The 14,961-nt window shown below is 67.1% G+C and carries 13 protein-coding genes; 2 read left to right on the top strand and 11 right to left on the bottom strand.

The genetic code is table 11. The annotated features are described in order from the left end of the window. Positions 1-2 precede the first annotated feature (2 nt). The 4 genes from F792_RS0105715 to glyQ all read right to left on the bottom strand — a co-directional run bounded on the left by F792_RS0105715 (position 3) and on the right by glyQ (position 4,491). The gene (locus F792_RS0105715; RefSeq protein WP_018168753.1) at positions 3-644 is read right to left on the bottom strand and encodes a hypothetical protein; all 642 of its coding nucleotides are present in this window, start codon (positions 642-644) and stop codon (positions 3-5) included. Then, entirely contained in the window at positions 634-1,389 is a 756-nt protein-coding gene (locus tag F792_RS0105720) for a 1-acyl-sn-glycerol-3-phosphate acyltransferase (RefSeq protein WP_018168754.1), read from the bottom strand. Before F792_RS0105720 ends, F792_RS0105715 begins: the two co-directional genes overlap by 11 nt. Positions 1,390-1,398: 9 nt before the next feature. Continuing rightward, the gene (gene glyS / locus F792_RS0105725) at positions 1,399-3,480 is read right to left on the bottom strand and encodes a glycine--tRNA ligase subunit beta (protein ID WP_018168755.1); all 2,082 of its coding nucleotides are present in this window, start codon (positions 3,478-3,480) and stop codon (positions 1,399-1,401) included. A 69-nt stretch (positions 3,481-3,549) separates the two neighbouring features. Further along, positions 3,550-4,491, bottom strand: a complete 942-nt coding sequence (glyQ, locus tag F792_RS0105730; RefSeq protein ID WP_018168756.1) for a glycine--tRNA ligase subunit alpha — start codon at positions 4,489-4,491, stop codon at positions 3,550-3,552. Between the two features lie 86 nt (positions 4,492-4,577). Between glyQ and F792_RS0105735 the strand changes: the two genes are divergently transcribed. Next, entirely contained in the window at positions 4,578-5,831 is a 1,254-nt protein-coding gene (locus tag F792_RS0105735) for a cation diffusion facilitator family transporter (RefSeq protein WP_026305912.1), read from the top strand. 220 nt (positions 5,832-6,051) lie between these two features. Further along, the gene (gene glnA / locus F792_RS0105740) at positions 6,052-7,461 is read left to right on the top strand and encodes a glutamate--ammonia ligase (RefSeq protein ID WP_018168758.1); all 1,410 of its coding nucleotides are present in this window, start codon (positions 6,052-6,054) and stop codon (positions 7,459-7,461) included. A 227-nt stretch (positions 7,462-7,688) separates the two neighbouring features. Here the strand turns inward: glnA and asnB are convergent, their stop codons facing one another. The 7 genes from asnB to F792_RS0105775 all read right to left on the bottom strand — a co-directional run bounded on the left by asnB (position 7,689) and on the right by F792_RS0105775 (position 14,945). Next, on the bottom strand, positions 7,689-9,707 hold the full coding sequence (gene asnB / locus F792_RS0105745; protein WP_018168759.1) for an asparagine synthase (glutamine-hydrolyzing): 2,019 nt from the start codon (positions 9,705-9,707) through the stop codon (positions 7,689-7,691). A gap of 95 nt (positions 9,708-9,802) precedes the next feature. After that, complete coding sequence (locus F792_RS0105750) at positions 9,803-10,885, bottom strand: aspartate carbamoyltransferase (RefSeq protein ID WP_018144908.1); 1,083 nt, start codon at positions 10,883-10,885, stop codon at positions 9,803-9,805. Then, a complete protein-coding gene (locus tag F792_RS15050; protein WP_018168760.1) occupies positions 10,873-10,995 on the bottom strand; it encodes a hypothetical protein in 123 nt (40 codons plus the stop codon). The genes F792_RS0105750 and F792_RS15050 overlap by 13 nt, the downstream gene beginning before the upstream one ends. Continuing rightward, positions 10,992-12,449, bottom strand: coding sequence for a sodium:solute symporter family protein (locus F792_RS0105760; RefSeq protein WP_018168761.1), 1,458 nt, complete (start codon positions 12,447-12,449; stop codon positions 10,992-10,994). Before F792_RS0105760 ends, F792_RS15050 begins: the two co-directional genes overlap by 4 nt. Next, positions 12,446-13,189, bottom strand: coding sequence for a cysteine hydrolase family protein (locus F792_RS0105765; RefSeq protein WP_018168762.1), 744 nt, complete (start codon positions 13,187-13,189; stop codon positions 12,446-12,448). The genes F792_RS0105760 and F792_RS0105765 overlap by 4 nt, the downstream gene beginning before the upstream one ends. Positions 13,190-13,214: 25 nt before the next feature. Continuing rightward, positions 13,215-14,456 (bottom strand): Zn-dependent hydrolase, encoded by a 1,242-nt coding sequence (locus F792_RS0105770; RefSeq protein ID WP_018168763.1) that lies wholly within the window; start codon positions 14,454-14,456, stop codon positions 13,215-13,217. A gap of 81 nt (positions 14,457-14,537) precedes the next feature. Then, positions 14,538-14,945, bottom strand: a complete 408-nt coding sequence (locus tag F792_RS0105775) for a hypothetical protein (RefSeq protein WP_018168764.1) — start codon at positions 14,943-14,945, stop codon at positions 14,538-14,540. Between the last annotated feature and the right edge of the window lie 16 nt (positions 14,946-14,961).

Consider the following 14,961-nt stretch of genomic DNA (forward strand, 5'->3'; position numbering starts at 1 on the left):
CGCTACTCGTCGAACACGGCCTCGATGCGGGCCTGGATGTGCTGGTCAGCGTCCGGGCCGAACTGTGTAGTGGCGGGATCAAAGCGGTCGCAGAAGGCGTAGGCAAACTTCAGATCCTTCACTCCGAGGGCACCGAACAGGCGTGCCTCGAAGGAATGATCCTCAGGGTTCTGGATCAGCGTGGGCCAGCCGTCCGCGCCCGGGGCCAGGGCAGGGCCGAAGAAGACCACGCCGGGCAGATTCTTCAGGCGCAGTGCACAGGTGCCATCGGTTACGCCGGCCATCGGCAGGAAGTCGATGGTGCGCGACAGGCGCTGCTTGCGGTTGAAGGCGATATCGATCTCGCCGCCCGCTGCGCGGATCGCCGGGGCCTCGGCCTCGAACGTGAGGGTCTCCAGTCCCGCAGCGCGCCAGGCATCCAGATCCTGCGCCCCATACCGGCTGGGCAGGAACAGGTACGCGGGCTTGCTGATGGCCCGGATCGCCTCCAGGAGCGACTCGGAATAGATCGGCGCGTTCACCAGGATGCCGCCGAGCTCGAGGTCGTCGATCAGCCACACGGCCGGTTCCGAATCGCCGATCCGGTAGATGGTCCGGTCACGCAGTTCGACCAATGGGGCGCTGATCAGGGGTTCACTGGCCATCGGGCTTCTCCGTCGACAGGGTGGCGGGGCGAGGTTCGATCTCGATCATGGTGGTCTCGATCCAGCTCTCGGCCTCGGACAGCACCTCGACCGGCTTGCGACCGGCGGTCTCGATCGGTGCCCCGATCACTACCTCGACGGTGCCGGGATAGCGCCGCAGGCCCTTTTTCGGCCAGAAGCTCCCGCTGTTCAGCGCCACCGGCAGGACCGGGTAGCCGGTGCGCACTGCGAGCATCGCGCCGCCCTGACGGTAGCGCCCGTGTTCGCCCGGGGCCACGCGCGTGCCCTCGGGGAACACGATCACCCAGCGGCCCTGGTCCAGGCGCTGCTTGCCTTCGGCCACCAGGTTCTCCAGGGCCTGGCGTCCGCCCTCGCGATCAATCGGTACCGGATCGAGCATGGACAACGTCCAGCCGAACAGGGGGATCCGCATCAGTTCACGCTTGAGCACCCAGGTCTGCATGGGAAAGATCGCGACGAAGGCCACCGTCTCCCAGGCCGACTGGTGCTTGGACAGCACCACATGAGGGCGCGAGGGGTCGATGTGCTCGCGCCCGTGCACCCGGTAATCGATGCCGCAACTGACACGCAGCCACCAGACGTTGAACCGGCCCCACAGGGTCAGGACACGGTAGCGGACGGGGCGGGAAAACGGCCAGATCAGCGGGGGTACCAGCAGCCCGAAGACCAGGATGGAGCCAACGAGCCCCAGCTGGAACAGCAGACCTCGGATCAGGGGCAGCATCGCCCGGCCCTACCCCGTCGCCAGGCGGCCGATGTCGGCCACGGTCTCGAACGCGCGACGCAGTTCACGCAGCAGGGCCAGGCGGTTGCGCCGCTCTGCGGCGTCCTCGGCCATCACCATCACCTGGTCGAAAAAGGTGTCCACCCGGTCTCGCAGGCCTGCCAGTTCGCCGAGCGCATGCAGGTAGTCACCGTCGGCCACCGCCTGCTCGACCCCCGGACGCACGGCCTGCAGGCCCTGGTACAGCTGACGCTCCTCGTCCAGCGCCAGGGCCTCCGGATCGAGTTCCGCCTCGGCCTCCTCGCCGGCCTTGCGCAGCAGGTTGTGGATCCGCTTGTTCGCGGCGGCCAGGGCCTCGGCCTCCGGGCGCTCGCGGAACAAGCTGACCGCGCGCACGCGGCGCACGAAATCCAGCGGGGCATCCGGCGCGACCGCGGCCACCGCCTCGATAGTCTCGTGCGCCTGCCCCTGTTCCAGCAGGTACCCGCGCAGGCGCTCGAGGATGTACTCGCGTACCGGTTCCACGGCCTGATCGGCCTCCGGCACGGGTTCGCGGATGGGTTCGGCGGCGGCCTGCAGCAAGGGGGTCAAGGCCAGCGGCAGTTCGCGCTCGACCAGGATGCGCACCAGCCCCAGCGCGGCGCGGCGCAGGGCGAACGGGTCCTTGGTGCCACTGGGCTGCTTGCCGATGGCGAAGATGCCGACCAGGGTGTCGAGACGATCGGCCAGCGCCAGCGCCTGGGCGAGCGGGGCGTCCGGCAGCTCGGAGCCGGACTGGCGCGGCCAGTAGTGCTGCTCGATCGCGGCGGCGACGGTCTCGTCCTCACGGTCGTGCAGGGCGTAGTAACGCCCCATGGTGCCCTGCAGCTCGGTGAACTCGAACACCATCTGGGTAACCAGGTCGCACTTGGCCAGACGTGCGGCGCGCGCGGCGAGGGTCGCGTCCAGGCCCATCAGCCCGGCCAGGCGCTGCATCAGGGCCTCCAGCCGCATGGACTTGTCGCGCAGCGTGCCCAGGCGCTTCTCGAACACGACCGAGTCCAGCGCCTCCAGGCGCTCTTCCAGGCGCTTCTTGCGGTCCTGCTGCCAGAAGAACTCGGCATCCGCGAAGCGCGGGCGCAACACGCGCTCGTTGCCGTCGCGCACCGCGTGCGGATCACGCGATTCGATGTTGCTGATCACGATGAAGTGCGGCTGCATGCGGCCGGCCTCGTCGACCACCGGGAAGTACTTCTGGTTGTCCTGCATGGTGGAGATCAGCGCCTCCTGCGGGACATCCAGGAAACGCGGATCAAAGCCGCCGGTCAGCGCCACCGGCCACTCGACCAGCGCGGTCACCTCGTCCAGCAGGTCCGCATCCACCAGCGCACGCCCACCCAGGGCCTTCGCCTGCTCGTGGACCTGCTCGAGGATGCGCTCGCGGCGCGCCTCGAAAGACGGCTCGACAAACCCCGGGCGACGCAGCCGCTCGGCGTAGTCGTTCCCGCGCTTGAGCTCCAGGGCGCCGGGCTGATGGAAGCGGTGGCCGTGGGTCTCCCGACCCGCTGTTTGTTCCAGCACGGTCATCTCCAGCACCTCGGGCCCGTGCAGTACGACCAGCCAGTGTGCGGGCCGCACGAACTCGGTACGGCTGCTGCCCCAGCGCATGCGCTTGGGTGTGGGCAGGGCGTCCAGCGCGGCCTCCAGCATCTCCGGCAGCAGTTCGCCAAGGGCGCGCCCCGGCTGCAGCTGACGAAACACCAGGTATTCGCCCTTGTCGGTGGTCTCGCGCTCCAGGCGCTCGACCTCGACACCACAGGATCGGGCAAAGCCCAGCACGGCCTTGGTCGGCTCGCCGGCATCGTCGAAGGCCGCGGCCACCGCCGGGCCGCGGCGCTCCTGCAGCTGGTCCGGCTGGCGCGCGGGTACGCTCGGGAACAACACGGCCAGGCGCCGCGGGGTGGCGAAGGCCTCGGGCTCGCCCGGCTCCAGCCCGGCCTCGCGCAGGCGGGTGGTCAGGCCCTCGGCCAGGGCGTCGCGCAGGCGCGCGAGGGCGGTCGGGGGCAGCTCCTCGGTGCCAAGTTCGATCAGGAGTTCTCGGGCTTCGGCCATGTTGGGTCCAGGTTGGGTCCAGTACGCGCCGCGCGACCCAGGGGGCCGGCCGGCGCGGGATTGCGGGATTCAGGCGGCGTCGGGCTTGTTCGCGTCGTCTTCGGCACACAGCGGGAAGCCCAGGGCCTCGCGCGACTCGTAGTATTTCCGGGCGACGTTCCGCGACAGCTCACGCACGCGCAGGATATAGCGCTGGCGCTCGGTGACCGAGATCGCGCCGCGCGCATCCAGCAGATTGAAGCTGTGCGAGGCGCGCAGCATCTGCTCGTAGGCCGGCAGGGGCAGGCCCAGCTCGATCATGCGATCGCTCTCGGTCGCGTGCTGGTCGAAGGCGGCGAACAGGGCGTCGCGGTCGGCATGCTCGAAGTTGTAGGTGGACTGCTCCACCTCGTTCTGGTGGTAGACGTCGCCGTAGGTGATCGCGCGGCCGTCGGGCCCGATCGTCCAGACCAGATCAAACACGCTCTCCACCCCCTGCAAGTACATCGCCAGGCGCTCGAGGCCGTAGGTGATCTCGCCGGAGACCGGGTGGCAGTCCAGTCCGCCCACCTGCTGGAAGTAGGTGAACTGGGTGACCTCCATGCCATTCAGCCAGACCTCCCAGCCCAGACCCCAGGCGCCCAGCGTCGGGGACTCCCAGTTGTCCTCGACGAAGCGGACGTCGTGGGTCAGGGTGTCGAACCCGAGCGCCTCCAGCGAGCCCAGGTAGAGCGCCTGGATGTCCGGCGGCGAGGGTTTCAGCAGGACCTGAAACTGGTAGTAGTGCTGCAAACGGTTGGGGTTGTCGCCGTAGCGCCCGTCGGTCGGGCGGCGGCTCGGCTGCACATAGGCCGCGCGCCACGGCTCCGGCCCGATGGAGCGCAGGAAGGTCGCCGGATGGAAGGTCCCCGCGCCCATCTCCATGTCGTAGGGCTGCAGGACCACGCAGCCGTGATCGTTCCAGTAGTCCTGCAGGCGGCGGATCAGGTCCTGGAAGGTCGGACTGCTGGGCGGGGTGCGTTCTTGCGACATGCGGGATCCCGGGTCAGGGCAAAGCCGACAGTATATCGGCCCGGCTTCGGCCACGGCCACCGCTCGCGTTGGCGCGGGCGTTTTGCATGCAGCCAAAGCGCGCCCATACTGGGGCCTTGATTCTGTTCGGGAGAGTGGCCCTGAGCGACCCCCTCGCCAATTCCGGACCTTCGGTCACGCCGGAGAGCGGCCAGCGCTATCGTGATACCCGCCGGGTCACGTTGGTCGGCGCGGCCGTGAACAGCTTCCTCGCCGTGGCGCAGCTCGTCAGTGGCTGGCTGCTGAACTCGCAGGCCCTGGTGGCGGACGGCGTGCATACCCTGTCGGACCTGATCACCGACGGGGTGGTGCTGTTCGCGGCAAGCAAGGCCGCCGCCTCCCCCGATCAGGAACACCCCTACGGTCACGCGCGGATCGAGACCCTGGCCACGGTGATCGTCGGAGTCTTTCTGGCGCTCGCGGGTCTGGCGATTGCCTGGGCTGCCGGCAACCGCCTGGTCGAGCCCGAGGCCATGACCGGCCCCGCAAACATGGCGATCGCCTTTGCCCTGCTGACCCTGGTGGCCAAGGAAGGCCTGTACCAGTACACCCACCGGGTGGCGAAGCGCCTGAAGTCGCGGATGCTGGATGCCAACGCCTGGCATCACCGCACGGATGCGATCTCGTCGCTGTTCGTGCTGGCCGGGGTGGCCGCTGCGGTGGCCGGGTTCCCGTGGGCGGATGCCCTCGCGGCGCTGATCGTCGCGCTGTTCATCCTGCATATCGCCGGGCGGCTGATCGTACGCAGCGCGGCGGAGCTGATCGACACGGCCCTGGAGCCGGAGAAGGTCGAGCGCATCCACCGCACGATCATGGATGTGCCCGGGGTCAAGGATGCGCATATGCTGCGCACGCGGCGCCACGGCAGCGAAGTCGTCGTGGACGTGCATATCCAGGTCGCGCCGATGATCTCGGTCTCCGAGGGCCATCGGATCGCCGATGCGGTGTTCCACGCGGTGACCGATGCACATGACCGGGTGAACGACATCACCGTGCACGTGGATCCGGAAAACGACGCGGAACAGGCCCGGAGTTCCATGCTGCCGCTGCGCCCGACGCTGGTGGAGGCGCTGCGCGAGGCCTGGGCGGACGCCCCGGAGCTGGATGCGGTGGAGCACCTGTCGCTGCATTATCTCGGCGGTCGGGTACACGTGACGCTGACCCTGCGCCTTGACGGGGCAGCCACCCCGGCAGACCTCGAGGCCCGCACCCAGGCCCTGGCCGACCGGCTGCACCGCCATCCCGGGGTAGGCGACATGCTGGGCGAGGTCACGCTACTCTATCGGCCCTGCACTCATTAGGTGCGCGCCACCAAAGATGCGCACGAAAGTTGTGCATATAAGGCACCAGATTGGTGCATACAGGATGTGGCGGGGCGCCCCGGGTGCCCGTTTTTCGCGCGCCCGGGCCAAACAGGACCGGATGGCATGATGCCTGCATAATGAATCGCGACGCCGCGCAAGCGCCCGACGGGCCGGCCGGCCACCTTTGAATACCCAAGTAAAGACCAAGGAGATCCCCATGTCCGCAGCCGACGTGCTGAACCAGATCAAGGAAAAGGAAGTTCGCTTCATCGACTTCCGTTTTACCGACTCCAAGGGCAAGGAACAGCATGTGACCGTGCCGGCCCACGACATCGACGAAGAGACCTTCGAGGAAGGCAAGATGTTCGACGGCTCGTCGATCGCCGGCTGGAAGGGGATCAACGAGTCCGACATGATCCTGATGCCGGACGCCGAGTCCGCGGTCCTCGATCCGTTCTTCGAAGACATGACCATGAACATCCGCTGCGACGTGGTCGAACCGGCCACCATGCAGGGCTACGACCGCTGCCCGCGCTCCCTGGCGCGCCGCGCCGAGGCCTACCTGCAAAGCACCGGCATCGCCGACACCGCGCTGTTCGGCCCGGAGAACGAGTTCTTCATCTTTGACGATGTGAAGTGGGGCACCACCCTGTCCGGCTCCTACTGCCGCGTGGATTCCCAGGAGGCCTCCTGGAACTCCGAACGCGTCTACGAGGACGGCAACATCGGTCACCGCCCGGGCGTGAAGGGCGGCTACTTCCCGGTCCCGCCAGTCGACAGCCTGCACGACATCCGCTCCACCATGTGCGAAGTGTTGACCGAGATGGGCCTCGAGACCGAGGTGCACCACCACGAGGTGGCGACCGCCGGCCAGTGCGAGATTGGCGTGGGTCCCGCGACCCTGACGCAGAAGGCCGACGAGGTGCAGATCCTGAAGTACGTGATCCAGAACGTGGCCCACGTCCACGGCAAGACCGCGACCTTCATGCCCAAGCCGATCGTCGGTGACAACGGCTCCGGCATGCACGTGCACCAGTCGCTGTCCAAGGACGGCAAGAACCTGTTCTCCGGTGACCTGTACGGCGGCCTGTCCGAGACCGCGCTGTACTACATCGGCGGGATCATCAAGCACGCCCGCTCGCTGAATGCCTTCACCAACCCGTCCACCAACAGCTACAAGCGTCTGGTGCCGGGCTTCGAGGCACCGGTCATGCTGGCCTACTCCGCCCGCAACCGCTCCGCCTCGCTGCGTATCCCGTTCGTCATGAACCCGAAGGGCCGTCGCGTCGAGCTGCGCTTCCCGGACTCCACCGCCAACCCGTATCTCGCCTTCGCGGCGATGCTGATGGCCGGCCTGGACGGCATCCAGAACAAGATCCACCCGGGCGATGCGATGGACAAGAACCTCTACGACCTGCCGCCGGAAGAAGAGAAGGGCATTCCGCAGGTCTGCCATTCGCTGGACCAGGCGCTGGAAGCCCTGAACCAGGATCGCGAATACCTGACCCAGGGTGGCGTGTTCACCGACGACATGATCGATGCCTACATCGACCTGAAGATGGAAGACGTCACGCAGATGCGCATGACCACCCATCCGATCGAGTTCGACATGTACTACAGCCTGTAAGGCAGCCGCTTCCGGCCCCTCGGGGCCGCGAAGCCATCAGCCGCCCCCGGCCCCTGGCCGCGGGCGGCTTTTTTGTGCCGGTCGAGCGCGATCCGTGCGCGGCGGGCAACGGATGAGGGCGCTCACCCCCGTCGAGCCCCCGACCGGCCTTGTTGGCTAGAACGAAAAAGGCCCCGCGGATCTTCGTCCGCGGGGCCTTCTGGGTCACTCGAGGCTTGCACCCGTGATCAGGCGTGCCAGCCGAACTCCTCGGCCTTTTGCCGCGCCAGCGCCGGGATGTCGGTGGCGACGAACTTGTCGTGCAGCACCTGGACCCCGATCATGTGGTTGATCACCGCGTCCAGCTGAACCTGGGTGGCGGCCGGCGTGTCCTCGGACTCGTGCAGCTCAAACACCTGACGCACGCCCTCCGGGTCCAGCAACCCGGCCTCGGCGACCTTCTCCGGGGACAGATAGCGATCGGCCAGGGCCTTCATCGCCGCCCACTTGACCGGGTCGGTGTGCGCGGGCGGCGCCATGAAGGCGAACTTCTCGCGCTCGTAGAGCACCTTCGGCAACAGGCCCTTCATCGATTCGCGCAACACGTACTTCTCGGTGGAGCCCTTGATGCGCATGGTCGGCGGCAGGTGGGCGGCGAACTCGGCCAGGTGGTGATCGAGGAACGGCGGACGCGCCTCCATCGAATTGGCCATGTCCATGCGGTCGCCGCCCCAGGTCAGGATCTGGCCCTCCAGCATGGTCTTGATCCAGACGTACTGAGCCTTGTCCAGCGGATGCCGGCCTTCCAGCATGTCGTCATCCAGGGCGTTGGCGATCGCCTTGCCCGGCTTGTAGTCCTGCATGCGCTCGCGGCGCTTCGGGTGCAGCAGGCCCGGCACGTGGTCGGCCGCGGCCAGCCACGGCTGCAGGCAGGACGGGGTGAAGCCCATCATCTGCGTGAAGTCGGGGTCGTTGACCTCGTCCTCGGCCAGCATCGCACCAGAGACCAGCTCGTTGGACTCGTTCAGCATCTGCTGCCAGGCCTGGCGGTCGGCCTCCGGCAGGGTATCCAGGCCGTGCAGGAACATGTCGCGGCGGAAGGCCGGATAGCCGCCGAACAGCTCATCCGAACCCTCGCCGGTGACGACGACCTTGTAGCCGGCCTTGTTCACGTGGCGGCTCATCAGCAACTTGGCGACACCCAGGGTGTTGTAGATGGTGCGCTCGGCGTGCCAGAGGGCCTCTTCGAAGTTGTCGTAGAGGTGGTTGGCGTCCAGGGTCATGATGTCCTGGTCGGCACCCACGCTCTCGGCCATCTCGCGGGCGATCGCGGTCTCGTCATAGTCGTCGTTGTCGAAGCCGATGGTGAAGGCCTTGACCGGCGCCTGCTGGCTGGCCGAGGCCAGCCCCAGGGTGATGCAGGAGTCGATCCCGCCGGAGAGGTAACAGGCGACCGGCACGTCGGCCTCCAGGCGCAACTGCACCGCCTCCATGAGCTGGTCGCGCACGCCCTCGATCCAGTACTCCTCGTCGGTCTCGCTCTCGGGCGGGCGCTCGGAGGCCAGCGGGAAGTCCATGTCCCAGTACTTCTCCTGGCGGATCTTCAGCTTCCCGTGGGCGCGCTCGACGATCACCATGTGGCCGGGCTTCACCTGCTGGATGTCCTCGAAGGCGGTGGTGCCGGGCACCATGGTCTGCATCAGCTGGTGGTAGAGGCCGTCATCGGAAAACTGGCGCGGCACATCGGGGTTGGCGAACAGCACCTTCAGCTCGGAGCCAAACACGAAGCTGCCGTTGGCCTCGGTGAAGTACAGCGGCTTGATGCCGAAGCGGTCGCGGATCAGTATCAGCCGGTCGTGCTTGCGGTCGTACAGCGAGATCGCGAACTCGCCACGGAAATGCTTGACCGCGTCCTCCAGCCCTTCGCGCTGGTACAGGTGCATGACCATCTCGGAGTCGCTCTTGGTGCGGAACTTCACCCCGCGCGAGGTGAGATCGGTGCGGATGCGCTTGTAGTCGTACAGCTCGCCGTTGACCGCGGTCATGATCTCGCCGCTGTCCATGCAGAACGGCTGACGGCCGCGGTTCTCGTCCAGGTCGATGATCGACAGACGCGCATGGGAAAAGCCCACACCGCGGTCATCCTGGGTGCGGTAACCGAAGCCGTCGGGGCCGCGGTGATACTGGATCGCGGCCATGTTGACCAGGGTTTGCGGGTCGACCTTGCGGGTCGGGTCGGCGTGAAAGATTCCTGCAATGCCACACATGGCATGTCTCCTTGGTTATCCGTTCGGGGCGAGCGGGGCGCGGGCCGGGCAGGCCCGGCGCGCCACGCCGCTCGCGATTCAACTAAAAGGCGGCGTCAGCCGTCCGGGGTATCCATCACCGCGCTGATGCGGCGTACCACCGTGGTCAGCAGCGCCATGCGCACGAATACGGCCCCGCGAGCCTGGGCGAAATACCAGTTGTGCGGGGTGGCATCGAGGTCGGTGGACAGCTCTTCACCTCGCGCCAGCGGATGCAGGACCACTGCGCCCTCCTTCAGCGGGGAGTGGCGATCCAGCTTCAGCCCCTCGCCCATCGCCTCGAAGGTGTCACCCACCCAGGCGATCGCGTTGATGTACACGACATCCAGATCCGGCAGCGCCGGGTCCAGGTCGTGCACCACGCGTAGCGAGATCCCGGCCTCTTCCAGTTCCTCGCGCTGACCCGGATCGAAATTCTCGTCCTCGCGCGAGACGAGCACGATCTCGTCGATCGCCTGCGGGAACAGGCTCAACAGGCGCAGCAGGGAGCGCACCGTGCGCATGCGCGAGGGCACCCCGATGATGCCGACCTTGATGCGCTGCTCCGGGGCCACCTCGCCGGTGAACAGCTCCGGGCGCCACTTGGCCAGGGCGTAGACGTCCGCCAGCGCCTGGGTCGGGTGTTCGTCGATCCCGTTGCCGGCGTTCACCAGCGGGATGCGCAGGTTCTCCAGCATGTTGTGCGCGGCCTCGCCGTCGGAGGAGCGCAGGACCAGAACATCGCCGTAGTTGTTGAACATCTCCGCGATGTCCGCCAGCGATTCCCCCTTGGCAATACCGGTGCTCTTGGGGTCGGTAATCGACATGACCGAGCCGCCCAGGCGGTGCCAGGCACTCTCGAACGACAGCCGCGTGCGCGTGGACGGCTCGTAGAACGCGCTGATCAGGATCTTGCCCGCCAGCGGCAGGTGCATCAGCGCCGGCGTGGTCTCGTACTGCGCCGCCAGGCGGAACAGCTGCAGCAGCTCGTCGCGCGAGAACTGCTGGCTGGAGACCACATGCGAGGCCGCCAGCTTGAGAAGCGGGTCGGGGTCTTCCTCCACCGCCGCCAGCAACGCCTTCGGCCGGTCGGTACCGGCGGCGCCGTCTTTCGGGTGGAGCACGTGCAGGGGATCTTCGGTGTAGTTCACCAGAGGCATCCTTTTTTCCAGTCGCGGATAAACAGGGCAATCAGCAGGATCGGGGTCAGGCTCGCCACCAGTGTGGCGATGATCACGATCACGGACAGGGCTGTAATGGAGATCGTCATGCGGCCACCTCGCCGTCCGGACGGGCCAGGCGGCCCCAGTCGAATGGCCGCGGCATCAGCCAGGTGCTCAGCACCATCACGGCCAGCGAGACAGCGGCCCCGACCAGCGCGGCCACATAGAATCCAATCAGGAAGTAGCTGGCCAGGCCAATGCCCGACCCCAGTATCATCGACCAGGCCGCGCCCTGCGGGTTCGCCCGCTGCCAGTACAGCCCGGCGACGATCGGCCAGATCGCGGAGGCCACGAAGGCGCCGGTGAAGTACAGAAGCTCGGCCAGCGAGCCGACGATCGGCAGCTCGCCGCGGTAACTGGCCGCCAGCCAGGTCACGAGGCCCAGGAGCACCACGATCACCTTGGTCGCGTGGAACTGGTGCTGTTCGCTGGCCTGCGGGCGGATGTGGCCGCGGTAGATGTCACGGGTCACCAGGTCCGAGGTGGCCGCCAGCAGCGAGTCGAGACTGGAGGCGAGCGCGGCGAAGACCACGATGAACACCACGATCGCCCCGGTCAGGCCCAGCACCTCGGCGGCCACCAGCGGCCCGACCATGTCCGCGGCGGGCACGTTGAGGCCCAGCGCTGGCGTGGCCAGGGCGATGAAGCCGGCCACGATCGGGATTGGCAGCCACAGCAGGCCGCCAAAGAGGTAGGCCCGGAAGCCCACGTTGCGGCCGAAGGCGAAGGCGCGCGACCACCAGACATTGGAGTGGAAGATCTCGCCGACGCCAAACAGCAGATTGTTGAACAGGAACATGATCGCGGCCGGGAACAGCAGGTTCAGCAGCTCCGGGCGCTCTTCCATCAGGTTGAAGTGGATCGCCTCGAAGCCGACCTTGTCGATGGTCAGCCAGGCGATGAACGCCGCGCCGGCGATGATGATGACGGTCTGGATGAAGTCGGTCCCGATCACCGCGCGCAGGCCGCCCAGCAGGGTGTAGAGCACGCAGACGGTCAAAATCACGGTCATGCCCACGCGGTAGTCGATGCCGGCCAGGGCGTTGATCAGCACGCCGCCGGCCATCGCCATCGAGACCAGCCAGCCGAAGGCGTAGATCAATGACACCACCAGGAACACCCGCCAGGTGAATTTGCCGTAGCGCAGCCGGATAAAGTCGCCGGAGGTAAAGCCCTCGGGCATCAGTTCGCGGATGCGCCGCGCCAGCGGCGCGAACAGGATCAGGCCCAGGGCCCCCAGCGAGTAGCCAAGCATGCCCCAGACGCCCAGTTGCAGCGCCAGCTGCGGGGCCGTCATCGTGGTGTTGGCGGTGACCCAGGTAGCCATCGCGGTGGCGGTGGCCAGCGCCAGGCCGACGTTGCGCCCCGCCAGCATGTGATCCTCGGCGGTCTTGTTGCGACGACCCAGCCACCAGCCCAGCACCACCCAGAGGACGCTGAACGCCGCCAGCAGCCCCCAGGCGATGGAGGTCGGGAGGATCGGGTCGTCGAGACCGGTCACGAAGCCTCCTGCACCTTCTTGATCTCGCGGATCGCCTCGTCGGTGGTCATCACGCGGGCGTAGCGGTCCTTGATGGTCGTGAGCGTGGCCTTCTGCATCTCCGGCGTCACCGTGGCCGTGGCGTCGTCCATCAGGGTGACATAAAAGCCCAGGTCGCAGGCATCCCGCACGGCGGTGGATACGCACTCGTTGGAATACACGCCCACGATGAACAGCGCGCTGATGTTCAGGTTGCGCAGGATGTAGTGGAGGTTGGTGGAGTTGAAGACCCCGCTGGCGGTCTTGTCCAGCACGATCTCGTCCCCGACCGGGGCCACCTCTTCGACGAACTCGGCATCCTTGGAGCCGGGGGCGGCATGCAGATTCAGGCGCTTGTGGCCCGGGCTGCGGTCGCGGCCGTCATGGGTCAGCGAGCGGATACGGGTATGGATCACCTCCAGCCCCTCTTCGCGGAAGGCATCCTGCAGGCGGCGCACATTGGGCAGCACCGTCTGCTCCAGGCGATTGAAGTAATACTCCTGGGCCTCCAGCGGCACGCCAGAGTCGGCGGAGTTCGCGAACACGCCGTGGCCGCGCGCGGCATCCAGATACTGCAAGTCGATGCACAGCAGGGCGACATGGTGCTCCCGCAACTCCTGACGCAGCACCGGCGTGGTGATCAGACTTTCCTGGTACTGCTCGCGCAGCGGATCCAGGGAGTCGTAGTCGGTCAACTGGGTGACGTTGTCGTGTTCGGCCATTCCGGGCGCTTCCTCTCGTCGCGATTTATTGCCGAGCGGCCAACGCCAGGGCACTTTGCAGGGTCAGGTTGGCGCCGGTCTCGATGTCTTCCCAGTTTGTCCATTCCGCGGCGGAATGGCTACGCCCCTGCAGGCTCGGCACGAAGATCATGCCCGTGCGGGTGATGCGGCTCATGCTCTGGGTATCGTGGGCTGCACCGCTGGGCATGGTGATGTACTCCAGCCCCATGCGTTCGGCCTGCGCCTCGATGGTCTGCACGACGCCGGGGTCACAACGCACCGGATCGATCTCGGAGAGGACGTCGAACTCGAACATCAGGTCGCGTCGGCGCGCCAGGCTGGACAGGGTGCGCCGGGCCGCATGGGCCAGCGCAGTCAGGACCTTCTCGTCGGTGTCGCGCACCTCGAAGGAGAAGGTCGCCATGCCCGGCACGGTATTCGCCGCCCCCGGTGCCAGCTCCACGCGGCCGATGGTGGCGCGCGAGTTCGGACTGCCGTGCTCCTCGATCAGGCGATTGATCTCGCCGCCGAACTCCGCCAGACCCTGGAAGGGATCGATACGCATGTCCATCGGCGTGGTGCCGGCGTGGTTGGGCTGGCCCTTCAGGCGCACCTCCCACTTGAACAAGCCGGTGATTGCCTCGACCACCCCGACACTGAGGCCGCGCCGGTCCAGCACCGGGCCCTGCTCGATGTGGGTCTCGATGAAGGCATGCAGGCTGTGCGGATCGCGCCGCGCGGCCAGCGCGTCGTCGGCGTTCAGCCCCCAGTTGGCCATGGCCTCGACCAGGGTCACGCCTTCGAGATCACGCGCATGGCTGATGCTCTCCGGGGTGAGCTTGCCGGCCATCGCCTGCGAGCCGAACATGCCGCCGAAGCGGCCCTCCTCGTCGGTGAAGTCGATCACCTCGAGCGGGTACTCGAGGTCGACCGCGTTCTCCTTGGCGGTGCGCAGCACCTCCAGCCCGATCAGCACGCCCAGTGCCCCATCCAGCGGCCCCCCACCGGGCACAGTATCCAGATGCGAGCCCATGGCCACTACAGGCCGCTTGCCGTCGTAGTCGAGGCGCCCGTGCAGGTTGGCGGCACCGTCCTGCCAGACATCCAGGCCGGCGGCCTCGAGGCGCCCACGAAACCACTCGCGCCCGGCGCGGTCGCCGTCGCTGAATGCGCGACGATGCAGGCCCCGGTCGGCATCGCGGCCGATCTGCGCGAGATCGTTGATGTCCTGCTGCAGGCGCTGCATGTTGATCTTGAGATCCGTCATGGATACCTCCGAAAGCGGGCCCACCCCGGATCACGCGAGAACGTTAGCTCGACACGGATCGGCAGGGCTGGACCAAGTGAATCAGCTGCGCGGACGCCCGCGCAGGATGGCCCCGATCAGGACCAGAAAGACGACTGCGCCCACGGCAAAAAAACCGAAGGCTCGGGCCAGGCTGTGATGCTCCACCGACACCATGGCTTGATCGGCCCAGGTGTCCGGATCGGCATCCGCGGCGCGCAGGCGAAACCGGTAGTCACCATCGGGCAGGCCGCTGATGACCGTGCTGGTATCGCCGCCCTGATAGAGGATGCGCGCATCCGCGTGGTCGGGACCCGAGGCCTGCTCCAGTACCACGGGCGCATCTGCCTCCCACGCCAGGGTGAAGCCGCCATCCGTTGAGCGCTCGGGTGGCGCATCAAACGTGGGCTGCGCACCCGCCGCCAGAGGAAGGCAGAGAAGAAACGGCAGCAGCACGCGAAAGAATCGCATCAGGGCCTCCGCGGCA

Source organism: Thioalkalivibrio sp. ALMg9 (assembly GCF_000380625.1).
Taxonomy (GTDB): Bacteria; Pseudomonadota; Gammaproteobacteria; order Ectothiorhodospirales; family Ectothiorhodospiraceae; genus Thioalkalivibrio; species Thioalkalivibrio versutus.